Source organism: Haloprofundus salinisoli (assembly GCF_020097815.1).
GTDB lineage: Archaea > Halobacteriota > Halobacteria > Halobacteriales > Haloferacaceae > Haloprofundus > Haloprofundus salinisoli.
Genome location: NZ_CP083663.1, coordinates 1,053,137 through 1,075,284, shown reverse-complemented (window position 1 = coordinate 1,075,284; position 22,148 = coordinate 1,053,137). Strand labels below are relative to the sequence as shown.

At 66.1% G+C, this 22,148-nt stretch carries 25 protein-coding genes; 8 read left to right on the top strand and 17 right to left on the bottom strand.

Annotation, left to right across the window (positions count from 1 at the left end):
* Positions 1-100 precede the first annotated feature (100 nt).
* On the bottom strand, positions 101-1,372 hold the full coding sequence (locus LAQ73_RS05695) for a tRNA(Ile)(2)-agmatinylcytidine synthase (RefSeq protein ID WP_224270272.1): 1,272 nt from the start codon (positions 1,370-1,372) through the stop codon (positions 101-103).
* Between the two features lie 146 nt (positions 1,373-1,518).
* Between LAQ73_RS05695 and LAQ73_RS05690 the strand changes: the two genes are divergently transcribed.
* The gene (locus tag LAQ73_RS05690) at positions 1,519-2,487 is read left to right on the top strand and encodes a transcriptional regulator (RefSeq protein ID WP_224270271.1); all 969 of its coding nucleotides are present in this window, start codon (positions 1,519-1,521) and stop codon (positions 2,485-2,487) included.
* An 81-nt stretch (positions 2,488-2,568) separates the two neighbouring features.
* A complete protein-coding gene (locus LAQ73_RS05685; protein WP_224270270.1) occupies positions 2,569-2,910 on the top strand; it encodes a hypothetical protein in 342 nt (113 codons plus the stop codon).
* A 9-nt stretch (positions 2,911-2,919) separates the two neighbouring features.
* On the opposite strand, the gene LAQ73_RS05680 is transcribed toward LAQ73_RS05685, so the two are convergent.
* The 6 genes from LAQ73_RS05680 to LAQ73_RS05655 form a co-directional block, all read right to left on the bottom strand.
* Positions 2,920-3,174 (bottom strand): glutathione S-transferase N-terminal domain-containing protein, encoded by a 255-nt coding sequence (locus LAQ73_RS05680; RefSeq protein WP_224270269.1) that lies wholly within the window; start codon positions 3,172-3,174, stop codon positions 2,920-2,922.
* Positions 3,175-3,260: 86 nt separating this feature from the next.
* Positions 3,261-4,706: an arylsulfotransferase family protein gene (locus LAQ73_RS05675; protein ID WP_224270268.1), complete on the bottom strand. Its 1,446-nt coding sequence runs from the start codon at positions 4,704-4,706 to the stop codon at positions 3,261-3,263.
* A 70-nt stretch (positions 4,707-4,776) separates the two neighbouring features.
* A complete protein-coding gene (locus LAQ73_RS05670) occupies positions 4,777-6,207 on the bottom strand; it encodes an NCS2 family permease (RefSeq protein WP_224270267.1) in 1,431 nt (476 codons plus the stop codon).
* Positions 6,208-6,323: 116 nt separating this feature from the next.
* Positions 6,324-7,037 carry a phosphoribosyltransferase family protein gene (locus LAQ73_RS05665; RefSeq protein WP_224270266.1) on the bottom strand — a complete coding sequence of 238 codons (714 nt, stop codon included), beginning with the start codon at positions 7,035-7,037 and terminating at the stop codon, positions 6,324-6,326.
* Positions 7,038-7,148: 111 nt separating this feature from the next.
* Positions 7,149-7,670, bottom strand: a complete 522-nt coding sequence (pyrE, locus tag LAQ73_RS05660; protein ID WP_224270265.1) for an orotate phosphoribosyltransferase — start codon at positions 7,668-7,670, stop codon at positions 7,149-7,151.
* Between the two features lie 165 nt (positions 7,671-7,835).
* Entirely contained in the window at positions 7,836-8,378 is a 543-nt protein-coding gene (locus tag LAQ73_RS05655) for a CDP-2,3-bis-(O-geranylgeranyl)-sn-glycerol synthase (RefSeq protein WP_224270264.1), read from the bottom strand.
* Positions 8,379-8,479: 101 nt separating this feature from the next.
* On the opposite strand from LAQ73_RS05655, the gene LAQ73_RS05650 reads away from it, so the two are divergent.
* Both LAQ73_RS05650 and LAQ73_RS05645 read left to right on the top strand, forming a co-directional pair.
* Positions 8,480-9,319, top strand: coding sequence for a proline dehydrogenase family protein (locus LAQ73_RS05650; RefSeq protein WP_224270263.1), 840 nt, complete (start codon positions 8,480-8,482; stop codon positions 9,317-9,319).
* A gap of 97 nt (positions 9,320-9,416) precedes the next feature.
* Entirely contained in the window at positions 9,417-10,049 is a 633-nt protein-coding gene (locus LAQ73_RS05645) for a DUF502 domain-containing protein (protein WP_224270262.1), read from the top strand.
* A gap of 173 nt (positions 10,050-10,222) precedes the next feature.
* Here the strand turns inward: LAQ73_RS05645 and LAQ73_RS05640 are convergent, their stop codons facing one another.
* Positions 10,223-11,152 carry a branched-chain amino acid transaminase gene (locus tag LAQ73_RS05640; protein ID WP_224270261.1) on the bottom strand — a complete coding sequence of 310 codons (930 nt, stop codon included), beginning with the start codon at positions 11,150-11,152 and terminating at the stop codon, positions 10,223-10,225.
* Between the two features lie 115 nt (positions 11,153-11,267).
* Here LAQ73_RS05640 and LAQ73_RS05635 point away from each other — a divergent pair, with 115 nt between their 5' ends.
* The gene (locus tag LAQ73_RS05635; protein WP_224270260.1) at positions 11,268-12,155 is read left to right on the top strand and encodes an NAD-dependent epimerase/dehydratase family protein; all 888 of its coding nucleotides are present in this window, start codon (positions 11,268-11,270) and stop codon (positions 12,153-12,155) included.
* 28 nt (positions 12,156-12,183) lie between these two features.
* On the opposite strand, the gene ribB is transcribed toward LAQ73_RS05635, so the two are convergent.
* Both ribB and LAQ73_RS05625 read right to left on the bottom strand, forming a co-directional pair.
* Positions 12,184-12,888 (bottom strand): 3,4-dihydroxy-2-butanone-4-phosphate synthase, encoded by a 705-nt coding sequence (gene ribB, locus LAQ73_RS05630; RefSeq protein ID WP_224270259.1) that lies wholly within the window; start codon positions 12,886-12,888, stop codon positions 12,184-12,186.
* The gene (locus tag LAQ73_RS05625) at positions 12,888-13,586 is read right to left on the bottom strand and encodes a DUF120 domain-containing protein (RefSeq protein ID WP_224270258.1); all 699 of its coding nucleotides are present in this window, start codon (positions 13,584-13,586) and stop codon (positions 12,888-12,890) included. The genes ribB and LAQ73_RS05625 overlap by 1 nt, the downstream gene beginning before the upstream one ends.
* A 276-nt stretch (positions 13,587-13,862) precedes the next feature.
* On the opposite strand from LAQ73_RS05625, the gene argS reads away from it, so the two are divergent.
* Positions 13,863-15,635, top strand: coding sequence for an arginine--tRNA ligase (argS, locus tag LAQ73_RS05620; RefSeq protein WP_224270257.1), 1,773 nt, complete (start codon positions 13,863-13,865; stop codon positions 15,633-15,635).
* Between the two features lie 12 nt (positions 15,636-15,647).
* On the opposite strand, the gene LAQ73_RS05615 is transcribed toward argS, so the two are convergent.
* On the bottom strand, positions 15,648-15,788 hold the full coding sequence (locus LAQ73_RS05615; protein ID WP_224270256.1) for a hypothetical protein: 141 nt from the start codon (positions 15,786-15,788) through the stop codon (positions 15,648-15,650).
* 40 nt (positions 15,789-15,828) lie between these two features.
* Positions 15,829-17,199 (bottom strand): MinD/ParA family ATP-binding protein, encoded by a 1,371-nt coding sequence (locus LAQ73_RS05610; protein WP_224270255.1) that lies wholly within the window; start codon positions 17,197-17,199, stop codon positions 15,829-15,831.
* Positions 17,200-17,342: 143 nt separating this feature from the next.
* Here LAQ73_RS05610 and prf1 point away from each other — a divergent pair, with 143 nt between their 5' ends.
* Positions 17,343-18,587: a peptide chain release factor aRF-1 gene (gene prf1 / locus LAQ73_RS05605; protein WP_224270254.1), complete on the top strand. Its 1,245-nt coding sequence runs from the start codon at positions 17,343-17,345 to the stop codon at positions 18,585-18,587.
* A gap of 102 nt (positions 18,588-18,689) precedes the next feature.
* Here prf1 and npdG read toward each other — a convergent pair whose 3' ends face one another.
* From npdG to LAQ73_RS05585, 4 genes are all read right to left on the bottom strand, one after another.
* A complete protein-coding gene (npdG, locus tag LAQ73_RS05600; protein WP_224270253.1) occupies positions 18,690-19,358 on the bottom strand; it encodes an NADPH-dependent F420 reductase in 669 nt (222 codons plus the stop codon).
* 86 nt (positions 19,359-19,444) lie between these two features.
* On the bottom strand, positions 19,445-19,681 hold the full coding sequence (locus LAQ73_RS05595; protein ID WP_224270252.1) for a DUF7534 family protein: 237 nt from the start codon (positions 19,679-19,681) through the stop codon (positions 19,445-19,447).
* Between the two features lie 4 nt (positions 19,682-19,685).
* A complete protein-coding gene (locus tag LAQ73_RS05590; RefSeq protein WP_224270251.1) occupies positions 19,686-20,549 on the bottom strand; it encodes a TIGR01548 family HAD-type hydrolase in 864 nt (287 codons plus the stop codon).
* Between the two features lie 86 nt (positions 20,550-20,635).
* On the bottom strand, positions 20,636-21,079 hold the full coding sequence (locus LAQ73_RS05585) for a UPF0146 family protein (protein ID WP_224270250.1): 444 nt from the start codon (positions 21,077-21,079) through the stop codon (positions 20,636-20,638).
* 39 nt (positions 21,080-21,118) lie between these two features.
* Here LAQ73_RS05585 and LAQ73_RS05580 point away from each other — a divergent pair, with 39 nt between their 5' ends.
* Entirely contained in the window at positions 21,119-21,640 is a 522-nt protein-coding gene (locus LAQ73_RS05580) for an archaemetzincin family Zn-dependent metalloprotease (RefSeq protein ID WP_224270249.1), read from the top strand.
* 24 nt (positions 21,641-21,664) lie between these two features.
* Here the strand turns inward: LAQ73_RS05580 and LAQ73_RS05575 are convergent, their stop codons facing one another.
* Positions 21,665-22,126 carry a YbhB/YbcL family Raf kinase inhibitor-like protein gene (locus LAQ73_RS05575; RefSeq protein ID WP_224270248.1) on the bottom strand — a complete coding sequence of 154 codons (462 nt, stop codon included), beginning with the start codon at positions 22,124-22,126 and terminating at the stop codon, positions 21,665-21,667.
* Positions 22,127-22,148: the final 22 nt, after the last annotated feature.

Here is a 22,148-nt window from a genome sequence, read left to right as displayed (position 1 = left end):
ACTCGCTACCGAGTGTACGGTTGTGTTTACCGACACGTAATCTCGGATGTACTCCCGAGAAACGATCGTTACGCGGAGGTTCGTCGGCCGAAAGTCGCTCCTATCGCTCCGGATGCGTCGGCGCGTCGAAGCCGCCTCTGACGAGCGGTTTCGCGACGTGGCGGCGCGCGCAAGGCGGCACTTCGTACCAACCTTCTTCGAGGTCACGCTCCACGTACTGTTCGGTCTTCCCCGCGGTCTTCGTCCCGCACGCTCGACAGCGATACCCCTGATTTCGCCCGGCGCTTTTCATCCGTCTCCCGCAGTCTGGACAGTCGGGGACGACCGTTTCGACCCGGTTTAGGGCCCGAACGGCGAACTTTTCCAGTTTGAGCGTCCCGTCGGAAACCTCACCGCAGACGGTGAGTTCGTCACCCACCCGGAGCGCCCGCACCCGGTCGCGGAACCGCTTGGTCGGTTCGAAGGCGACACAGGGGAGCGTCGCTCCGCTTCCGTCCGCGAGCGTGACGAACACGTGGCCGCCTGCGCGCGTCTCAGGCGCGGCGTACACGCGGCCGTCGAGGCGGTAGGCCCGCCCATCTTCGACGTCGCCGAGCCTTCCAGCGCGTAAGTGGGCGTCTGTCCCCTGATTCGTCAGAAATAGCGTCGTCCGTTCGACCGGTTCGCTCTCGATACGCTCGGCGACGCTCCGGACCGCGTTGACGTCGTCGCCGCGGACGCCGTGGAGAATCGGTCCCGGCGCGTTCGGCACGCAGACCGCCTGGTTCTCCTCGGTGTCGACGGTGTCCCACGCGTCGGGGTAGGCGGCCTCGGCGGCCGCGAACACGGAGTCCTCGTCGACGGCGCGGGGTGTGCCGCAGCGGTCGAACTCGCGGTAGGAGATCTGCTCGTACGTCCACTCCTCGAACGCCGCCCACGCGCCGACGGCCGCGAGCGCACCGATGCGTCCCCGGCCACCGCGCCACCCGCGGTGCCGATACCCCGCCGACTCGGCGAGTTTGACGGCGTCGTCGGTTGCGTGGAAGTCGCGGACGGCGTCGCGGGCGAACCGCCGGACCGACTCCGGAACCGCCGCCGGGTCGCCGTCGGCGACGACGACGCCCGGACTCGTTCGCGGGTCGTCACCGACGGCCAACCGGTCGACGACGTCCGCGGCGAGTCCCAGCGCCGTCTCGGGCGAGACGTCGGTGTGGAGCGCCAACGCCGCATTTCCCCGGGTCTTCTGTTTCACGGCGGGGTTGAGTCGCACGAGAAGCCGTCGGTCGACGCGTCCGCCCGTCTCCCGAATCGCGTCGGCGACGAGTGTCGCGGCGTACGTCGTGCACATCCCCTGCTCGCGGGAGTCGGTGTCGTCGAGGCCGATAACCGTCACTGTGGGCGATTGTTCGGGGGGTCACATCCGGCTTTCGGGTCGTCGTTCCTCACTTAACACTATCGGCCATGCGCGGAGGTAATCGGGCGACGGCGAGGACGTGTCCGCCGAAACGCCTATGTGTCTTGACGGGCTTATTACCCCCCATGTCCCGCTCTGCTCTGATAGGGAACGTCACCGCGATGCTGCGCGACGCTGAGTTCGTCGTCAGTGAACGCTGTGCTGTTCGCCCGAAGAGCTTCGACCTCGCCGCCCGTCGCGGCGAGGACCTCCTCCTCCTGAAGATTCTGGGGAACATCGACGCGTTCGACGCAGTGACCGGTGCGGAGATGCGGCGTCTCGGCAACTACCTCTCGGCGACGCCGATGGTGCTCGGCCTGCGGACGCGCGACGAGGACCTCAAGCCGGGCGTCGTCTACTTCCGTCACGGCGTCCCGGTGTTCAACCCGGACACGGCGTACGACCTGTTCATCGAGGAGGTGCCGCCGCTCATCTACGCGGCCCCCGGCGGCTTGTACGTCGACATCGACGGCGACCTGCTCGCCGACGAACGCGAGCGTCGCGGCTGGAGTCTCGGCCGTCTCGCCTCCGAACTCGGCGTCTCGCGGCGGACCGTCTCGAAGTACGAGGACGGCATGAACGCCAGCATCGAGGTGGCCATCCGGTTGGAGGAACTGTTCGAGCAACCGTTCAGCGCGCCCGTCTCGGTGCTCGACGGGGCCGACGAGGTGCGCGACGCCGACCCGACGCCGCAGGACCCCGAGGCCGACCCGGAGGACGCCCACGTCGTCACCGTGCTCACCCGCGCCGGATTCGACATGCACCCGACGGCGCGCGCGCCGTTCAAAGCCGTCGGCGAGGACAACGACAGCAGCGAGGAGAACCTCCTGACGGGGCACTCGGCGTTCACCCGCTCCGCCGAGAAGCGCGCCCGCATCATGTCGTCGCTCGGCGCGGTCACGCGGACGCGCTCGGTCTACTTCGTCGAGAAGCGCGCCAAGCGCGACTCCGTCGAGGGGACGGCGCTCGTCGGCTGTGACGAACTCGAAGCGATGACCGACCCCGACGACGTCCGCGATCTCATCCGCGAACGCGCCGACGAACCGGCGGACTGAGGCTCGGTCCGCCGACCGACCGGACTGTTCGGACGACGGACCGACGGCGAGTTCTTCTCTACGCGTGCCGTCTGTCAACATATGGTCTACCCGAGTGCAGAGCGGTCAGGGCGGCTGAGCGAAGCGTTCGAGAATCTCGTCCTCTCGTGGCCGGGCGTCGGCATCAGACACCGCGACGGCTACGCGATGTACTGCGTCGGCGACCGACCGTTCGCCGTCGTCGACGGGATGCGCTTGGCACTCACGGACCTCACGAGCGAGGCGCAGGAGGCGCTGGAAAACGAGTGGTTCGTCGACCCGTTCCGCGGCGAGACGGGCATCATGGAGACGTGGTCGACGGTGTACATCTCGCCGGACGAACTCGAATCGCTGTTGCCGTTCGTCAGGCGGAGTTACGAGACGGCCCGCGGCGCTAACTGGTGAGCCCGAGCGTTAGCTCGCCGACCCGTACGTCTCTTCGAGATACGCGACGATGTCGTCGCTCTCGGGCATCCCGTGGACGTCGTGTTCCTCGTCGATGAGCACCGGCACGCCGGTCTGTCCGCTGACTTCCTCCACTTCGGTTCGCTCGGAGTGCGAGCGCGGTACCTTCCGCGACTCGTACTCCAAATCGAGTTCCGCGAGTTTGTTTCTCACTTTCGCACAGTAGGGACAGCTCTCCAGTTCGTACAGTACGAGGTCAGACATCACCGGACGTTAGGCTGCCAGACGGTAAAGCCCACTGGGAGCGTGCGGCGAGCGCGCACACTGGGCTCGGTCGCGTCTCCTTCGCGCTACAGCCGCTGTCTCGTCGCGGCCACGCGCCGCCGGATGCGACCCCGGTTGACGACGAGTTCGGCGGCTCCCCACCCCACCAAGAGCAGCGCGCCGAGGACGGTGTAGACGAAGCCCCAACTGGAGAGCCACACCGGCCGAATCCACGGGGTGAGATGTCCCCACGTCGTGGCGAACTCGCTGACGGGCTCTTCAAGCGGCGTGTCGAGGAACGGGCCGACGATCCAGTTGCTGAAGGAGACGCGGTCGCCCTCGCCCGGCGAGATACCGGCACTGCCGGAGAGGTCGTAGCTTCCCTCCGCGCCCATATCGCTAATCGTCGGACCGTTCGACCCCCCACCGTGGGCGACGCGTTCAGCGTCGTACGGTCCCCAGGTCGCGTAATACTCCCAGACGATTTCGCCCTGCGGCGTCACCTCGACGACGCGGTGGTTCATCGTGTCGGTGATGAGCGTGTTGCCGTTCGGGAGGCGGTCGGCGTCGCGCGGCCACGTGAACTGGCCGTTGCCGACCTCCCACGTCTGTTCCCACTCGCCGTTGCTGCGCTCTGCTTGCGACGAGTCTCCGCTCGCGTTGCTCCCGGAGACGCCGTCGACGTACTCGTACTCGACGACGCGGTGGTTCTCGGAGTCGGCGACGAGGATGACGGGGTTGCCGTCCTCGCTCACCATGTAGTCGGGGTTGTGCTGTTCGTTGAGCACGTCGTGCTCGTCGTCCTCGCCGAGGCGGAGATCGATTTCACCGCTGGTCCGGTTGAGGAGGACGGCCTGATCGAAGTTCCGCGGCGACAGCAGGAGATGTTCGTCGCCGACGGCCTCGATGTCGTTGACGTGCGTCCAGTCGTCGCTCATGCCGCCGTCGGTGTTTATCTCGTAGTGTTCGCGGAAGTACCACTCCCACGTGATCTCGCCGGTGGTCCGGTTGTAGATGAAGATGCGGTCGTCGCTGCGGCCGGCGGAGTCGTTCCACTGGCGCATGTTGGCGACGGCGATCTCCTCGTCGTTCAGCATCGTCGCGTCGTGGGTGTCCTCGATGTCGAACTCCTCCTGCCAGACGCGCTCTTCGGTCTCGGGGTTCAGTTCGTAGACGAGCGTCTTTCCGGGGCGCGTCGAGACGACGAACAGGTTGCCGTTGTCGAGCGGGTCGACGTCGTAGAACCACGTCGCGCCGCGCTCTTCACCGTCGTACACCCACTCGGTCTCGCCGCGTTCGTCGACGGAGACCAGACGGGCGGGTTTCTTCTTGTTGCCTTCGCCCTGGAAGTGGAACCCTTGGACGCTGACGACGGTCGACCCGTTCGCGCGTTCGGTCACCGTTCCGCGCTGCAGCGTCGTCTCGTCTTCGGGGTCGTACGTTACGGCCGCGATACCTGCCGGGACGAACAGTCCCAGGACTGCGAACGCGACGAGCGCTCGCAGTATCCACCGCGTGGAGGGCATATCCATGGCCTTCGATTAGTCGTCGCCGCTATGAACGTTGATGTTCGCACCGCGGAGACTCCGTCGCGTCCGACCGCTACAGCTGGCCGGCGAGGATGCCGCTCGTACGGACGAAGAAGTACAGCACGAACGCGCCCGCGAGCACCCACTGTCCGGTGGTCACGTCGCGCCGCTCCCCGGCGGCGAACTTGACCAGCGGGTAGGAGATGATGCCCGCGGCGATGCCGTAGGCGATGGAGAAGGTAAACGGCATCACGAGGATGGTCAATCCGGCGGGGACGGCGTGGGTGATGTCGCTCCAGACGATGTCGACGACGTTGCGGAGCATCAACACCGCGACGACGACGAGCGCGATGTGGGAGGCGTACTGCGGAATCGCCGCGGCCAACGGGACGATAGCCAGCGAGGCGACGAACAGCAGCGCGACGACGAGCGCGGTCATCCCGGTCCGACCGCCCTCCTCGACGCCGGTCGACGACTCGATGTACGTCGTCACCGTGGAGGTGCCGAGCATGCCGCCGACGGTGGTGCCGACGGCGTCGGCCATCAGCGGCCGGTCGATGTCGGGGAGGTTGCCGTCCTCGTCGAGGAAGCCGCCGACCTGACTGACGCCGACGAGCGTTCCCGCGGTGTCGAAGAAGTCGACGAAGAAGAACGTGAAGACGATGAGCGAGAACGCCAGCGCGTCGACGTTCGACAGCCCTTCGAGGAACGCACCGACGAGCGGGGTGATGTCGTAGCCCGCGGGGTCGTAGGTGAGCGTCGTGTCGCCGACGAGCGACGAGGTGAGAAGCGTCGTCCCCTGCGGCGCTTGGTCGGCGGCGTAGGCGCTGTAGCCGAGCGCCGACGCCGCGTACCCGAGTACGGAGGTGGTGACGATGCCGATGATGATAGACCCGCGGACGCCGCGGGCGTAGAGCGCGAACGTCAAGAAGAGACCGACGACCGAGATGATGGCGACGGGGTCCTGTGCGAAGACGGGGTTGAACGTGACGAACGTCGCCGCGTCGCCGGCGACGACGCGCATCGCCTGCAACCCGATGATGGCCAGAAACAGCCCGATACCGCCGCCGACGGCGAACTTGACGGGTTCCGGAACGAGTTCGATGACGTACTCACGCGCGCCGACGGCGGTGAGTGCGATGAATAACAGCCCTTCGACGACGACGGCCGCCAGCGCCGTCTGCCACGGGATGCCGAGTCCCAACACGACGGTGAACGCGAAGAAGGCGTTCAGTCCGAGTCCGGGCGCTTGTGCGAACGGTCGCTTAGCGTACAGCGCCATGATGAACGTCGCCACCGCCGCCGAGATGAGCGTCACGACGGCGAGCATCTGCACAGTCTGCGCGTCGGTCCGGTTCTGGACGTCGATGGCCGCCCCGAGAATCTGCGGGTTGACCACGACGATGTAGCTCATCGTCAGAAACGTCGTTATCCCCGCGAGAACCTCTGTTCGTAAGTTTGTCCCGTGCTTTTCGAATTCGAAGTACGAATCCAGTAGCCCCATGTTGGTCGATGATGCATTACCAACTTAACAATTGCCATCTAATCGTGCATAGTTGTGCACCTATGCGGGCATTGGGCGGGTGGAAATAACTCGTCGGGCGAGGCCGACCGAGCGTTTCAATCGAGCGTCGTCAGCGCGCCGACGGGCGCGTCGGTGAGTTCTCGCGCCCGGCCGAGACCCTTGTCGCTGACGCCGATGAGCGCGAAGACCCCCGTCACGGTGGTGTCGGCCTGTTCGGCGATGTCCAACAGCAGCTCTTGAGTCTCACCAGACCGGATCAGGTCGTCGACGACGAGGACGCGCTGACCCGACGAGAGCGCGCTTGCGGGCAGGTAGTAGGTGATCTCGATACCGGAGGCGAGGCGTTGGCGCGACTCGATGAACTCGTCGACGGCGGTCTCCTTGGACTTCTTCGCGTAAGCGAGGCGGGCGTCGAAGTAGCGCGCCATCGCCGCGCCGAGGGTGATGCCGTCGGTGGCGGCGGTCAGGACGACGTCGGGGCGCTCGAAGCCGAAACTGTTGGCGGCGACGGGCGCGACGAGGTCGAGAAACGACTGGTCGAAGACGACGCCGGAGTTGTCGACGTATCCCTCGTCGTCGAAGCGGACGCGCGCTTCCAGCTCCGACGAGAGGGCGTCGCGGCCGACGCCTTCGACAACTTCGCGTGCGCGCTCGCTCCCGGGGAGGACGTGGCCGTTGACGTACCGGTTGAGGTCACCGGCCGGAAGCCCCGTCACAGACGAGAGTTCGTCGTACGTGCGGGTCTCCTTGAGCATACGGAGGACAGCGACCGCCTGCAGTTGGAGGGCGGCCTTCTCGGCTCTGTTCATACCCACTGTTTCGCGGTTGCACAACTATGAGCACTTCGATATACTCGGACCCGAATTTACGCACGAGTATGGTTCTCGGGCGGTCGCCGCCGCGCCACCCGGACGCGTCGCCTATCGGTCGTCCAACAGGTCTGTCGCGGTCAGCAACGACTGCAGTTCGATGTCGTGTTCGGCCAGTAGCTCCTCAGCGCCCTCCTCGCGGTCGACGACCACGAGCACGCGGTCGACGGCCGCGCCGGCGTCGCGCAGCGCCTCGACGGCGTCGACGGCGCTCTGGCCGGTCGTGGCGATGTCTTCGAGCACCAGCACCTCCTCGCCGTCGTCGAGGCGTCCCTCGATGCGTTTCGCGGTTCCGTACTCCTTGGCCTTCTTGCGGGCGATGACGTAGGGACGGTCCGTCTCGACGGCGGTGACCGCCACGAGCGGTACCGCGCCGAGGGCGACGCCCGCGAGTTTCTCGTTGCCGACGCGGTCGGCGAACGCCTCCGCGATGAGGCGCAGACACCGCGGGTCGGTCTCGAACAGATACTTGTCGACGTAGTAGTCGCTCGTCCCGCCGTGGGAGAGCTCGAACTCGCCGAACCGAACCGCCTCCGCGTCACGAAGCGCCGCGATGAGTTCCTCGTTCGCCATTGGTCGCTCTGGGTTCGCCGAGGGTGATAAACGGGCCGGTTGACGGTGGGAGACGGCGGTTAGCAGTTAGTCGCCGTACCGTGTGCGAGTGGAACGAGCGGTCTTTTCGGTACAAATTTTTGCAAGCGGGGCGCGCAGAGCGCACTGCCACAGCAAAAAGGTGCGTCAGTAGGGCTCGTCTTTCAGCCCGAGTACGTACGCGATGCCGTTCGTCACGAGGTGGAGAGCGGGCGTGACGACGGCAACGACGACGATTCGACTCGGAGTGAACGTCCGGTCGAACCACGCCGGCGAGAGGAGCTTCGCCAGTCCGAGCGCGCCGACGACGAAGTCGAGTTGGTCGAGAAGCGGGAAGGACGCGCCGCGTTCGCGGCCGGTTCGGCGCTTCAGAAACGACGCCGCGATGTCGCCGAGCATCGCACCGACCGAGAGGCCGACGGCCCCCCCGAGGCTGAACGCCGGGAGCGAGACGCCCAAACGCGCCTCGGCGCGTCCGCGGACGAAATTGAGAAAGGCGGCGAGGAGAACGCCGACGACGCTGCCGACGGCGGTGCCGCGCCACGTCTTGCCGTCGCCGAGCAGTCGGCGGTCGCCCAACGTCCGCCCGCCGTCTATGGGTTCACCGCCGCCGGAGAGGACGGCGGCGTTGTTCGGAACGTAGGCGGGTAGCATCGACCAGACCGCAGAGACCAGGTGCGAGATGACCATACGGCGGCCACTCACGGACGGCATTTAACCCCTCTCCTGTCCGGTCGCCGCTCGGTCCCGAGAGGATAACGCTGATAACAGGGTGGTCGCAACTGAGTTGCATGATTCCGCCCATCGCCAGTCGGTTCGTCGCGGGCGAGACGCCAGCGACGGCGCTCGAACACGCCCGGCGGACGAACGCCGACGGCGTAAAGGTCATCCTCAACCTGTTAGGCGAACACTACGACACCCGAGAGCCCGCCGACGCCGACGCCGACGCGTACGTCGACCTCCTGACCGACCTGGGACGCACGAACCTCGATGCCTGCGTCTCGGTCAAGCCCTCCCAAATCGGCCTCGACGTCGGCGAAGACGTGTTCCGCGAGAATCTCGAACGCATCACCGACGAGGCCGCCGAACACGACGAGTTCGTCTGGGTCGACATGGAGGACCACAGCACGACAGACGCGACGCTCTCGGCGTACAAGACGTTCGCGGAGGCGACCGGCGGCAACGTGGGCGTCTGCGTGCAGGCGAACCTCCGGCGGACGCGAACCGACCTCGAACGCCTCGTCGACGTGCCCGGAAAGGTCCGTCTCGTCAAGGGCGCGTACGACGAACCCGAAGAGATCGCCTACACAGACAAAGCGGACGTCAACGAGTCCTACCGCGAGAATCTGGAGTTCATGTTTCAGGAGTTCGACGGCGGCATCGCCGTCGGCAGCCACGACCCGGCGATGATTCAGTACGCGACGGACCTCCACGACGAGTACGGCACCGGGTTCGAGATCCAGATGCTGATGGGCGTCCGCGAGGGGGCCCAGCGCGAACTCGCCGCCGACGGCTACGAGGTGTGGCAGTACGCCCCCTACGGCGGCAAGTGGTTCTCGTACTTCTACCGCCGGGTTCGAGAGCGCAAGGAGAACGCGCTGTTCGCGCTCCGCGCCATCGCGGGCGTCTGAGCGAGTCGTCGAAGGCGGGTCGACGCGGAGCAACCGACGCGACGTGGCAACTCGGTAGAAGACCTCTTAACCCCGCCGCTCGGACTACCGACCGAGAATGTCCACGTGGAAGCGCGACTTTGCGAGCGGTCTCGTCGTCCTCACCCCGCTTCTGGTTATCCTCCTCGTCCTCAACTGGTTCTACCAGCAGATCGCCGACCTCCCCATCATCGAGTATCTGGTCGGACAGATGGAGTACGAGTGGATGGCCGTGCTGACGATTCTCGTCATCTTCCTGATGCTCGTCTTCTCGGTCGGCTACCTCATGCGGACGACCTTCGGTCGTCTCGTCGAAGACGGCATCGACGCCGCGATGAACCAAGTCCCGCTGATTCGCGTCCTCTACAACGCCTCGAAACTCGCGGTCGAAACCGCACTCACCGGCACCGAAGAACTCCAGACACCCGTTCGCATCGAGACGTGGAACGGCATGCGGATGACCGCGTTCAAGACCGGCAAACGCACCGACGACGACCGTGTCGTCCTCTTTCTCCCGACCGCTCCGAACATCACCTCCGGATTCGTCGTCGAAGTCGACGAGGACCGAATCGAAGAGACCGACGAGCGCGTCGAAGAGGCGCTGACGCGCATCCTCAGCGCCGGTTTCGGCGAGGAGTCCGACCCCGGCATCGACATCGACGTCATCGACGAAGTCTCAGTCGACGACATCCAGCGGACGGACGACGACTGAGACGCGACGCCTCACTTCTTCCGAACGCGACGCTACCGCTCCGTAGATTGAAACGTGAGAACGGGACAATCGGCCTGCGTGCGCTGACCCACCGCCGCGTCGGGCCGAGGCGGGTGCGCGAGACACCCCGACGCGTTACGCGACGGCGGTCGTCTCGTCTGTTCGCTTTCGCTCTAGACGTAGTCGAACCACTCGTCGTGGTCGTCGGTGCGTCGCTCGACGAGGTCGAAGAATGCGGACTGGAGCTCCTCGGTGACCGGGCCGCGCGACCCGTCGCCGATTTCGACGTTGTCGACCTGCCGAATCGGGGTCACTTCGGCGGCGCTGCCGGTGAAGAACAGTTCGTCGGCGGTGTGGAGTTCACCGCGGCTGATGACGGCGGTGTCGTCGACTTCGTAGCCGTGCTCGCGGGCCAGTTTGATGACCGTGTCTCGGGTGATGCCGTCGAGGATGCTCTGGGAGAGCCCCGGCGTGTAGATGGTCTCGTCGCGGACGAGGAAGATGTTCTCGCCCGGTCCCTCCGCGACGTTACCCTCCTTGTTGAGGACGATCGCCTCGGCGTAGCCGTTGCGCCGCGCCTCCTCGCCGGCGAGGAGGCTGTTGACGTAGAGGCCCGTCGTCTTGGCGTTCGTCGGAATCTGGCTGGAGGCGTGCTTGCGCCACGAGGATACCATCACCTCGATGCCGTTCTCCAGCGCCTCCTCGCCGAGGTACGCTCCCCACGGCCACGCGGCGATGGTGACGTCCGTCGGGCAGTCGCCGGGGCTGACGCCCAGCGAGTCGTAGCCGTAGTAGGCGATCGGCCGGATGTAACAGCTTTCGAGGTCCTGTCTGCGGATGAGTTCGAGCGTCGCCTCGGTCAGTTCGGACGGCTCGTACGGAATCTCCATATCGTACGGTTTCGTGGACTGGTAGAACCGTTCGAGGTGCTCCTCCCAGCGGAAGATGGCCGGTCCGTTCTCGGTGTCGTAGCAACGAACGCCCTCGAAGACACCCGTCCCGTAGTGGAGGCCGTGCGACAGCACGTGAATCTTCGCGTCGTCCCAGTCGACGAACTCGCCGTTCATCCAGATGGTGTCAACGTCCATCTCGTCGAAGCCCATGGTGGCCTCATTCGCGGGTGGATGTATAAAACATCCCGTATTCTTCACGGTCTATCCTCCGCCGCTCGACGCGCCGGCAGGAGAGATTTTGCACACGGCGTACGCACTCCGAGCCATGCCTCTCGAGACTGTCGCCGTCACCGGCGGCAACGGACAGGTCGGGCGCGCCGTCCTCACGCACTTGCGAGACCACGGCTACCGGACGGTCAACCTCAGTCGCGGGTCGCGGCGCGAATCGCTCGCAGACGGGTACCGCCGGACGGACCTCCTCGACGCGGGCGAGGTGTACGGATCGCTCGCGTCCAGCGATGCCGACGGCGTCGTCCACCTCGGGATGGTTCCGCGCCCCGACGCCGGCCCCGGCCACGTCACCTTCGAGAGCAACGTGATGAGTACCTACACCGTGCTCGAAGCCTGCCAGCACCTCGGGATCGACCGCGTCGCCGTCGCGTCGAGCATGAGCGTTCTCGGCGCGGGGTTCGACCCCGACCCGGTGCGCCTCGACTACCTGCCGGTCGACGAATCGCACCCGGTCGACCCGCGAGACCCGTACGCGCTCGGCAAGCACGTGCTCGAACGGACGGCCGAGGGAATCGCCCGCCGAAACGACGGGCCGGAGACCGTGAGCACGGTCCGTTTCCCTATCGCCATGGACGACGAGCAGATGCGAGACACGCTGGTCGACGCCGACCGGTCGCTCGACGCGATTCGAGACGCACCGTTCTTTCACTCGGCGCGGAACACGCTGTTCGCGTACGTCCACCTCGACGACCTCGCGGATCTCTTTCGTCGCTGTCTCGAAGCCGAGTTCGAGGGATACGAGACGTTCTGGGCGGCAGCCGCGGAGACCACGGTGGACCCCCCGACGGCCGAGTTGGTAGACGAACTGTATTCGGGCGTCGAGACACGAGGCGAGATTTCCGGCCACGAGAGCCTCGTCGACACGTCGAAGGCGACACGGACGCTCGGGTGGGAACCGACGCGTAGCTGGCGGGAACGGTAGGAGCGGAGGTTTCGGAGGCGGCGTTCGATTACGTTAGTTCGTCGACCAACTGCTGGCCTTCGAGGTAAACGAACCCGCGTCGGTCGGCGTACGCGCGGGCGTCGGCCGGCGAGAGCGCTCGTCCGCTCTCGTCGTCGAGCATCTCGCAGACGACGACGGCGGGCGGAAGACCCGCCTCGGCGGCGAGCGCCAGACCGAGCTCGGTGTGGCCGCGCCGGTCGGCGAGCAATTCGGGCGCGCCGCGAAGGAGGTTAACGTGGCCGGGCGAACGGAACTCGGCGGCGAACTCTTCGGGTCCGTAACTCGCCGGGACGGCCTCGACCGCGGTCGCCGCCTCCGCGAGTTTCGTGATGGTCAGCGCGCGGTCCTCGTCGGTGATACCGGTGAAGGTGTCACGGTGGTTCACTGGCAGCGAGAACGACGAGCGACTGTCGTATCGAAGGTCGTGATCACCGGCGCTCGGGTGGTCGAGCGCGTCGTCGAGAAACGGGAGGCCGACCGCGTCGGCGACGGCGTCCGAGAGCGCGGTACAGACCAATCCACCCGCATCGTTTCGGAGGTGCGAGACGGCCGCGGGAGTCACCGCGCCCGCGGGGTAGACGATGTCGGTCTCTCCCTCCCGGTCGTCGAAGTCGTGGATGAGCACCGGGTCACCGTTCCGGAAGGCGTCGATAGCGGCGCGAACGCCGCCGTTCGCGCTCGCAGTCGCGTCGTCGCTCGCGCGCTGCGTCATCAGACGTCCTCCACGTAGACGGTGACAGTCGCGCCGTCTTCGAGCGCCAACACGTCCCGAAGCTTCTCCGGGGCGATGATCTCCAGTTGACGCTCGTCGTGGTGGGTTCGCTCGGGGACGATGATGTGAGCCGTCTCGTACGTCGACCCGTCGTGCTCGACAGTCGCCGCGTAGCAGGCGGCCGGACCGAACGTCCGTTCGTCGTCCTCCCAGCCGTCGATGGGCGCGGCGTCGAGGTTCGCCATCCCGGCGCGCGTCCGGACCGACTCGTCGGTGAGTTCGACGTTGAGCGTGCCCGCGAACGGCTCGTAACCCAACCGTTCTGCGAACTGCTTCATGTAACCCGCAAGCGAGATGTAGTGGCGACCCTCGCCCATCCCGCCGGTGACGGTTCCGGTGAGGGCGAGTTCGGAGTCGTCCTCGAAGATGCGGCGATAGTCGGCGTACTCCCCGCGGAGCGCGGCCTCGCCGTCGTCGGTTATCGACACCCACTGTCCGTCGCTGACGATGTCGCGCTCGACGAAGCCGGCCTCGTCGAGACGCTGGAGGCGGCGTGACGCCGTCTGGTTGGACGCGTCGAGACGTTCGGCGAGTCCGGCACAGGATACCTTCACCGGGCCGGTCAATCCGCCATCTAAAGCGACGTGCTTCAACGCGGCCAACTCGTCGTGGCCGACGGCGACTACCGTTTCTGGCATACGTCTCACTCGGGTTGCCGCCCGCATAAATATAACGAATCTGAGAAGCATCTCAGATGTGTTATGGGGCGATTACTGCCAAAAGGCGGTGTCCACTGCACACAATAACGGTCACACATCTAAGTTCATCGGTCGTGGTGACACGTCACCGCTCGTCGGCTGTCGTGACACGTCACCGCTCGTCGGCTGTCGTGACACGTCACCGGCTACCGTGTGACCGTTTCCGTCGTCCGTGGTTCGGAAATACCTTTATCCGACCCTCGAAAACCAACGGGCATGTTCAGAGAGTTTCGCAGTCAGGTCGAGTCGGCGCTGACCGACGCGCTGTCGGCGCTGGACGCGCCGACCGACGACCTCGGCGTCGAAGAACCGCCCGAAGACGTCGACGCCGTCCTCGCCTCCAGCGTCGCGTTCCGACTCGCCGGCGAACTCGGCGCGGCCCCGCCGCAGGTCGCCGCCCAACTCGTCGACGAACTAAACGTCGACGAGTACGAGTACATCGCCGCCGCGACGACGCAGGGGCCGTACGTCAACTTCTCTCCGACCGACACCTACCTCGCGGACACCCTCGACGCCGCGGCGAGCGACGAGGAGTTCGGCCGCCTCCCCGACACCGGGAAGTCGGTCGTCGTCGAGCACACCAGCGCCAACCCGACGGGTCCGGTCCACGTCGGCCGCGCCCGGAATCCGATTCTCGGCGACGCCGTCGCGCGCGTCCTCGACTACGCGGGCAACGACGTCGAGCGCCACTACTACGTCAACGACGCGGGCCGACAGGTCGCCGTCTTCACGTGGGCCTACGAGACGTTCGACGAGTCCGACCTCCCGCAACCCGAGCGCGACCGTGCCGACTACGACCTCGTGCGCTACTACCGCAAAGGCAACCTGTTCTTAGAGGAGGGGGACGCCGACGAGGTCGAAGCGGCCGAGGCCGAGATCGAGGCTATCATGCAGGGGCTGGAGGAGGGCGACGAGGCGGTGTACGAGCGCGTCGAACTCGTCGTCGACCAAGTGCTCGGCGGAATGCGCCAGTCGCTCGCCCGTCTTCCGGCCGTCTTCGACGAGTTCGTCAAGGAGTCGCGGTTCATGCGCGACGCCTCCGCCGACGACGTCGTCGAGCGCCTCAAAGAGTCCGACCACGCCGTCTACGAGGAAGAGGCCTGGCAACTCGACCTCACCGACTGGGACATCGAGAAGAAGATGGTGTTTCTCCGCTCGGACGGGACGACGCTGTACACGACTCGCGACCTCGCCCACCACGAGTGGAAGTTCGACAACTACGACGAAGCGGTCACCGTTCTCGGCGAGGACCACAAACTGCAGGCCGAACAGCTGAAGGCGGCGCTCGAACTGCTCGGCAACGACACCGACCAACTGCGCCACGCCATCTACTCGTACGTCAACCTCCCGGAGGGGAAGATGAGTACGCGCAGAGGCACCGGTGTGGACCTCGACGACCTGCTCGACGAGTCCATCGCCCGCGCCCGCGAGGAAGTCGAGTCGCGGCTCGACTCGCGCATCCGCGACGACGACCTCTCGGAGAACGATATCGAGCGTATCGCTCGACAGGTCGGTATCGGGGCCGTTCGCTACGACATCGTCTCGAAACAGCCGACGAAGGCCATCACGTTCGAGTGGGACCGCGCGCTCGACTTCGAGGCCCAATCCGCGCCGTACGTCCAGTACATCCACGCGCGCTGCTGTGGCATCCTCGCGGAGGCGGGCGTCAACGTCGCCGAGGGCGGGTCGCTGACTCTCGACTCTTTCGACGCGGACCTCCTCGACGCACCGGAGGAACGCGATCTCGTCCGGACGCTCGCTCGCTTCCCGGCGGTCATCGAGGAAGCCGCCGACGACCTCGAACCGCACGTCGTCGCCACCTACACCCGCGAACTCGCGGAGACGTTCAACGCGTTCTACCGCGAATGCCCGGTGCTCACCGCCGAAGGCGAGAAGAGAAACGCTCGACTCGCGCTCGTCGCGGGCGCTCGCCACGCCGTCGCCAACGCGCTGGACGCTCTCGGCGTCGAAGCCCCGACCTCGATGTGAGCGCGCGCCGTTTCAGAAGAGCAGCGGGAGTACGACGCCCGTAGAGTCGATGAGACTACCGCCGACGGAAGTGACGGCTATCGCGCCCGCACCGAGTGCGAGTGCGAGAAACAACACGACCCACCAGAAGGGGACGGTTTCGTCTTCGGCCATACCGTTGCTGTGACGGGTTGCCTAAAAGAACTTCCCGTTTTCACCGCAGGAGCCGACCGAGGAACCCCTTCTGTTCGCCGCGGCTCCCTTCGCTGTCGCGCTCTCCGTCCGCACGCGCCGCCTCGTCGTCTTCTCCCGGTCGCTCGTCGTCGGACTCGTCGGGTTCGGTTTCGACGTGTTCCGCTTCTTCGACGAGCGCGGTGTCGTACACGCCGTCTTCCTCGTCGGCCGTGTCTGCGGCGCTCTCCTCGTCGTTCTCGGGGAGTTCGACTGTCCCGGCCGTCTCTTCGGCTTCGGCGATGGCGTCGACGAGTGGCTCGTCGTCGGTCTCGGCGGGGTCGTCTTCGACGGTCTTTTCCTCTCTTTCTCCCTCGACGGTCTCGTCCCGCTCAGCGGGTTCGGGGGAATCGGCGGAGTCGGCGGAGTGGGTGGGTTCGGCGAACTCATCGGGGTCATTCGACTCGGCGGGGTCGTCAAATCCACTGTCTACCTCGTCCGCGCCGAGTTTCGCTTCCGCGCTGGCGATAGACAGCGTCCCGTCCGCAGCGTCGGTGTCTCTCGTGTCGTCCAGTTCGACGTCCGGCGATTCGGCATCCGCCGGGTCAGCGATCTCCGACCCGCGTTCGTCGGCTTCGTCGAACTCGTCGCGTTCGCCGGCTTCGCTGATTTCGTCGGTTCGCGCCTCCGTCTCTTCGTCGGTCTCCGTGTTCGGGTCGTACGCTTCGACGGCCTCGGCGAGCGCCGCGTACGCGGCGGCGGCGGGGCTGTCGGGGGCGTGCGTCGACACCGGCACCGACGCCGCCACCGAGTCGGTGACCGCGTCGTCGGCCGGAATCGCCTCGACGACCGCCGCGTCGAGGCGGGTTTGGACTTCCTCGGCGTTGGGGTTCTCGGGGTCGACGCGCGTGAGGACGACGCCGGCGACGGTCCCGCCGAGTCGCTCGGTCACCTCGCGGGTCTTGTCGGTGTCGCCGAGGGCGTCGCGCTCGGTGTTGCAGACGAGAAAGACGGCGTCGGCCAGACCCAAGGGGAGGACGGCGTCGTGGCTCAGACCGCTGCCGGTGTCGACGAGCACGAACTCGTACGATTCGAGCGCCGAGAAGACGGCGTTCAGTTCTGTCGGCTCCGCGTCGGCGAACGCGTCGAGGCTGTCGTCGCCGGGAACGACGTCGACGCCGGCGTCCGAGTGGTACGTCGCGTCGTCGACGGACGCCCGTCCCGCGAGCACGTCGTGTACTGTTGCGTCCGGGGCTTCGACGCCGAGTGCGGCGGCGAGATTCGGCATGGCGAGGTCGGCGTCGACGACGGCGACGTCGTGGCCGGCCGCCGCCAACGTCGCGCCCAGATTCGCCGTCGTCGTCGTTTTCCCGACGCCACCTTTCGCACTCGCAACCGCGTATATCCAAGCCATAGTTGAGTTGTACACATCCTCCCGTGTCGGGGATATAAATGTAGCCCCCGGCCGCCGGACCGCTGGCGGCCGTCAGACGCGCTCGCAGTCCGCTGGAACGCCAGTCAAAGCATACTTACCGTCCGCCCGGGCTAGTAGAAGTAATGAGTGCTGACGCCGAGGGACCGAGCAACGACCGTCGGAAGTACGAGTTCCGGAAGGTCATAGAGGAGTTGTCGGAGTACGAAGGCTCCGGAACCCAGCTCGTCACTATCTACATCCCTCCCGACAAGCAGATTTCGGACGTAGTCGCCCACGTCATCCAGGAACACAGCGAGGCGGCCAACATCAAGTCCAAGCAGACGCGGACGAACGTTCAGGACGCGCTCACGAGCATCAAAGACCGCCTGCGCTACTTCGACACGTTCCCACCGGACAACGGTATCGTCATCTTCTCGGGCGCGATCAACTCCGGCGGCGGCCAGACGACGATGGTGACGAAGACCCTGGAGAGTCCGCCCGAACCGGTCCAGTCGTTCCGCTACCACTGCGACTCGGCCTTTTTGACCGAGCCGCTGGAGCAGATGCTCTCGGACAAGGGGCTGTTCGGCCTCATCGTCCTCGACCGCCGCGAGGCGAACGTCGGCTGGCTGAAAGGCAAGCGCGTCGAACCGGTCAAATCCGCCTCCTCGCTCGTTCCGGGCAAACAGCGCAAAGGTGGTCAGTCCGCCCAGCGTTTCGCCCGCCTCCGCCTCGAGGCCATCGACAACTTCTACCAGGAGGTCGCCGAGATGGCCAACGACCTCTTCGTCTCCAAGCGCCACGAACTCGACGGCGTGCTCGTCGGCGGGCCGTCGCCGACGAAAGACGAGTTCCTCGACGGCGACTACCTCCACCACGAGGTTCAGGACAAAGTCGTCGGCAAGTTCGACGTCTCCTACACCGACGAATCGGGACTGTACGACCTCGTCGACGCCGCACAGGACGTGCTCGCCGACCAGGAGGTGATGAAGGACAAAGCCGAGATGGAGGAGTTCTTCGAGAGCCTCCACGCGGGCGACCTCGCCACCTACGGCTTCGAGGCGACGCGGAAGAACCTCGTCATGGGTTCGGTCGACCGCCTGCTCATCAGCGAGGACCTCCGCAAGGACGTCGCCGTCTTCGACTGCAACGGGCAAGAGGAGTACGAGGTCGTCGACGCCCGCCACGCGACGCCGAAACACGAGTGCGTCGACGGCGGCGAGGCCGAACTGGTCGAACGCGAGGACGTCATCGAACACCTGATGGAGATCGCGGACCAGCGCGGTACCGAGACGAAGTTCATCAGCACCGACTTCGAGAAGGGCGAGCAGCTGTACGACGCCTTCGGCGGTATCGCGGGTATCCTTCGGTACTCTACCGGCGTCTAAGCACTCCTATCGATTCTACAACTTATTTTTCTCACTCGGTGAGAGTGGATCTCATTCGCTGAAAATCTGCCCCGACCTCCGTCTTCGGCCTCCGTTGCCGGCTTATTCGAACCGAACGCCCAGGCCGTGCATCCCGTCGTTGTTCATCGCCACGTTCACCAGGAGCGGCGTTAGGCTCTCGACTTCCGCGGCGTTGGCGATACCGCCCGCGTCGAGCGCTCGGAGGCCGTCGATTCCCTCGGCGAGCATCCGCACCGTCTCCTTCGCGTCGGGGTCGTCGGCGACGAGCAACACGTCGATGTCGAGGTCGGCGTCCAGATCCGCGAGTCGTCCCGCGGCGAGATTGTGGAACGCCCCCACCACGGGTACACCCTCGGGGGCGCTGTCGGCGACTAACTGCGTCACGCTGCCGGCGCTCGGCGGGTGGTAGTGGAAGCCGTCGTCGTCGCGCTTCATTCCCGTCGCCGGACTGACGAGCACGTCCGCGTCGTCGAGTTTCGACGCCACGGAATCAACCGTATCGGCGACGTGGTACGGCGGCACGGCGAGGACGACCACGTCCGCACGGTCGGCGGCCATCTCGTTCGTGAACCCGTTTATCTTCACGTCGACGCCGCGGCTGTCGAGTTCCGTCTCGTACTCCTCGGCCTTCGTCCGCGCCTTCTCGGGGTCCCGAGAACCGATGAGTAGCTCGTGGGGAGTGTCGTACGCCCACCGCAGCGCCAGTCCCCCGCCGATGTCGCCGGTTCCGCCGAGTAACGCGATTCGCATGGTGGATGTGAGGCGGGACCTCCCCTAAACGTTGCGCGAGCGGAGAGAACTGTCGGGAGTCGCCAGACCCGCTCGCCGCGTCGAACTCACTCGTCGTCGGCCGACTCCTCGGTTCCCGACTCGGGCGACCAGACGCCGAGGCGTTCGAACCCGCCGCGGTAGGCCAACCAGAACGCTATCGCCGGAATCGTCAACAGCACCGCGGCGAACGCCATCATCCGAGCCGTCGGATCCGGCGGAACCACGAACGGGACGACGACGAGCGCCGCTACGTCCAGCGCCAGCATCGTGAACAGAAACGCCCGGAAGCGCCGTCGACCCATCAGCTCACTCCAGGAGCGCGGGCAGGTCGTTCACGCTGTCGGCGACGGCCGCCGCTCCGGCCGCCTCGTACTTTTTGCGGCCCTCCTCGCCGGTGAGTCCGCCGGTCAGCACTCCGACGCCGTGGTAGCTCCGACTCGGGTCGGCTTCGGCGGCGTTCGTGGCCGTCCGGATATCGTCCAGCGTGTCGCCGACGAACGTCACCGTCTCCGCCTCGAAGCGTTCGGCGAGCGTCATCAGCGCGCTCGGATGCGGTTTCCCTTCCTCCCAGTCGTCCATCGTGAAGCGGTGCTCGTCGGACACGTCGAGACCGACCCTGTCGAGTGCGACGTCGGCCTCGGCGCTCGGTCTGCCGGTCAGCACGCCGACGTCGAAGCGGTCGGTGAGGTTCGCCGCCGTCTCCTCGGTGAGGATGACCGGTTCGTCGTGGATGAACCCTTCAGTCTCGAACGGCGGGTCGCCGCCTTCGAAGTCGCGGTAGCGGTCGCTGCCGAGGTACAGCGCCTGAAACACCTCGCGGAGGCGGTCTCTGTCCCACTTATCGCGGACTCGCGCCTGCGAGATGCTGGGCATGTCGGCGACGACCGACTGCGCGGCGTCCAGGCCGCCGCCTCGCTCGGCGACGTGCGCCGCGAACTCTTCGGTCGGTATCTTCAGTCCCTCTCGCTGCGCGAGCACGTACAGCGCGACGGCGTACGTCAACTCCCAGTCGTTGTTGAACCCGCCGGCGTCTTTGAACGCCTGAAGCGCTTCCACCGGAACCGTCCGCCCGTACACTCGATCGACGGACTCGACGACGGCGCGGCGGTAGGAGTCGGCGACGTCGACGAGCACTCCATCTACGTCGAGAACGACCGCGTCGGTCTGCATACCATCTGTGCGAACCGGAGACAGGAAATGCGTTCCGGATAGCCCTCGAACTCGCCGGGGTTCCTCGGACGCGTTCGACGCAGCGGTCATCCTCGTCGTCGCGGCGACGGACCACCGCTCGTGCGGGCGTCGGCGTCGACGACGTACAGCGTCTCACCGTCGAGTTGCTCGCGCCGAACCGGGACCGTCGGTTCGTCGAACCCGAGCGTCGTGAAGAGGCAGTCCGCGCCGACCGCCCGGCCCACGTCCCGAAGCGGGCGGTGCAGTTCCGGCGGGAGGTTCAGCGCGTACAGCGCGTCCACGTGGTAGTGCTCGTCGGGCGTCGCTGCCTCGCTGGCGGCGACGAGGTCGCCGCGGACGAACTCGACACCCTGCGGGACCGGAAACTCGTGGACGTCCGTCGCCGTCACGGCACACCCCGCCTCGGCGAGCGCCGCCGCGATCTCGGGTCGGCGGCCGACGCCGACCTCACAGAGCGAGTCGTACCCCGACAGGCGACCGACGAGTGCCTCTTCTCTCCGAGGTTTCACGTCGGGAACTTTATGACAGGTCCCACCTTAACCGCTTGCATGCTTGTCGACATCGTGCCCATCGGGGATGTGCCAGCGCAGGTCAAGCGCGAGGCCTCCGCCGCGTTGCGGTCGGTTTACAGTTGCGACGTGACGGTCCACGACGAGCAGGGCATCCCCGAGGGCGCGTACGACCGCAATCGAAACCAGTACCGGGCAGAGCAGTTTATCGAGCTGGCGAGCCGTGTGGGCAACGGCGAGAAGAACATCGGCGTCACTCCGATGGACCTCTATTACCGACGCCGAAACTACGTCTTCGGGCTGGCGTACCTCAACGGCAACGGCTCGGTCATCTCCACGTATCGGCTGCAGACCTCCTCGGACGGCGGCATCTCGACGAAACCGGCCTCCGAAGTGTTCGCCGACCGAGTCCGCAAGGAGGTCGTCCACGAGATCGGCCACACCTTCGGCCTCGAACACTGCGACAACTCGAAATGCGTGATGAGTTTCTCCCCGACGGTCCGAGAGGTCGACGTGAAAGAAGAGAACCTATGCGGGACGTGTAGCCGAACGTTCGGCTGACGACTCCGTGACCAGTCCCCTCGCTCAACTCGGGTCGTACGTCCCCGACAGCGATGTCTCCGCGAGCACGTGGCCGTCCATCGCCGCACCGAGTTCTCGCCGGGTCGCGCCCGCGACGAGCGCGAGTTCCCGGTCGAGCGCCCACAGCAGAACCCGGTAGCGGTGGCGACGGTCCGACGGGTTCGGCCCACCGTAGCCCAGTTCGCCGTAGTCGTTTTTCCCTTCTATCGCGCCGTTTTGCCCCGGTGACCACGATTCGGAAATTTCCGAGACGTCCGGGTCGACGTTCCACACCAGCCAGTGATCCCACACCTTCCCGGCGACGGCCTCCGCGTCGGGGTCGTCGACGACGAGCACCAGCGACTTCGTGCCGTCCGGGACTCCCCCGACAGTGAGCGGCGGGTTGACGTTCTCCCGTTCGTAGCCGTAGCGTTCCGGTATCGGCTCGCCGTCGTCGAACGCCGAACTCGTGAGTCGAAGCGACATCGGTAGTGCAGTCGACGCGCTC

Excerpts from the sequence above, each read along its gene's own strand:
- LAQ73_RS05690 (WP_224270271.1), top strand. The coding sequence starts at position 1,519 with ATGTCCCGCTCTGCTCTGATAGGGAACGTCACCGCGATGCTGCGCGAC.
- LAQ73_RS05685 (WP_224270270.1), top strand. The coding sequence starts at position 2,569 with ATGGTCTACCCGAGTGCAGAGCGGTCAGGGCGGCTGAGCGAAGCGTTC.
- LAQ73_RS05680 (WP_224270269.1), bottom strand. The coding sequence starts at position 3,174 with ATGTCTGACCTCGTACTGTACGAACTGGAGAGCTGTCCCTACTGTGCG.
- LAQ73_RS05675 (WP_224270268.1), bottom strand. The coding sequence starts at position 4,706 with ATGGATATGCCCTCCACGCGGTGGATACTGCGAGCGCTCGTCGCGTTC.
- LAQ73_RS05670 (WP_224270267.1), bottom strand. The coding sequence starts at position 6,207 with ATGGGGCTACTGGATTCGTACTTCGAATTCGAAAAGCACGGGACAAAC.
- LAQ73_RS05665 (WP_224270266.1), bottom strand. The coding sequence starts at position 7,037 with ATGAACAGAGCCGAGAAGGCCGCCCTCCAACTGCAGGCGGTCGCTGTC.
- pyrE (WP_224270265.1), bottom strand. The coding sequence starts at position 7,670 with ATGGCGAACGAGGAACTCATCGCGGCGCTTCGTGACGCGGAGGCGGTT.
- LAQ73_RS05655 (WP_224270264.1), bottom strand. The coding sequence starts at position 8,378 with ATGGTCATCTCGCACCTGGTCTCTGCGGTCTGGTCGATGCTACCCGCC.
- LAQ73_RS05650 (WP_224270263.1), top strand. The coding sequence starts at position 8,480 with ATGATTCCGCCCATCGCCAGTCGGTTCGTCGCGGGCGAGACGCCAGCG.
- LAQ73_RS05645 (WP_224270262.1), top strand. The coding sequence starts at position 9,417 with ATGTCCACGTGGAAGCGCGACTTTGCGAGCGGTCTCGTCGTCCTCACC.
- LAQ73_RS05640 (WP_224270261.1), bottom strand. The coding sequence starts at position 11,152 with ATGGGCTTCGACGAGATGGACGTTGACACCATCTGGATGAACGGCGAG.
- LAQ73_RS05635 (WP_224270260.1), top strand. The coding sequence starts at position 11,268 with ATGCCTCTCGAGACTGTCGCCGTCACCGGCGGCAACGGACAGGTCGGG.
- ribB (WP_224270259.1), bottom strand. The coding sequence starts at position 12,888 with ATGACGCAGCGCGCGAGCGACGACGCGACTGCGAGCGCGAACGGCGGC.
- LAQ73_RS05625 (WP_224270258.1), bottom strand. The coding sequence starts at position 13,586 with ATGCCAGAAACGGTAGTCGCCGTCGGCCACGACGAGTTGGCCGCGTTG.
- argS (WP_224270257.1), top strand. The coding sequence starts at position 13,863 with ATGTTCAGAGAGTTTCGCAGTCAGGTCGAGTCGGCGCTGACCGACGCG.
- LAQ73_RS05615 (WP_224270256.1), bottom strand. The coding sequence starts at position 15,788 with ATGGCCGAAGACGAAACCGTCCCCTTCTGGTGGGTCGTGTTGTTTCTC.
- LAQ73_RS05610 (WP_224270255.1), bottom strand. The coding sequence starts at position 17,199 with ATGGCTTGGATATACGCGGTTGCGAGTGCGAAAGGTGGCGTCGGGAAA.
- prf1 (WP_224270254.1), top strand. The coding sequence starts at position 17,343 with ATGAGTGCTGACGCCGAGGGACCGAGCAACGACCGTCGGAAGTACGAG.
- npdG (WP_224270253.1), bottom strand. The coding sequence starts at position 19,358 with ATGCGAATCGCGTTACTCGGCGGAACCGGCGACATCGGCGGGGGACTG.
- LAQ73_RS05595 (WP_224270252.1), bottom strand. The coding sequence starts at position 19,681 with ATGGGTCGACGGCGCTTCCGGGCGTTTCTGTTCACGATGCTGGCGCTG.
- LAQ73_RS05590 (WP_224270251.1), bottom strand. The coding sequence starts at position 20,549 with ATGCAGACCGACGCGGTCGTTCTCGACGTAGATGGAGTGCTCGTCGAC.
- LAQ73_RS05580 (WP_224270249.1), top strand. The coding sequence starts at position 21,119 with ATGCTTGTCGACATCGTGCCCATCGGGGATGTGCCAGCGCAGGTCAAG.
- LAQ73_RS05575 (WP_224270248.1), bottom strand. The coding sequence starts at position 22,126 with ATGTCGCTTCGACTCACGAGTTCGGCGTTCGACGACGGCGAGCCGATA.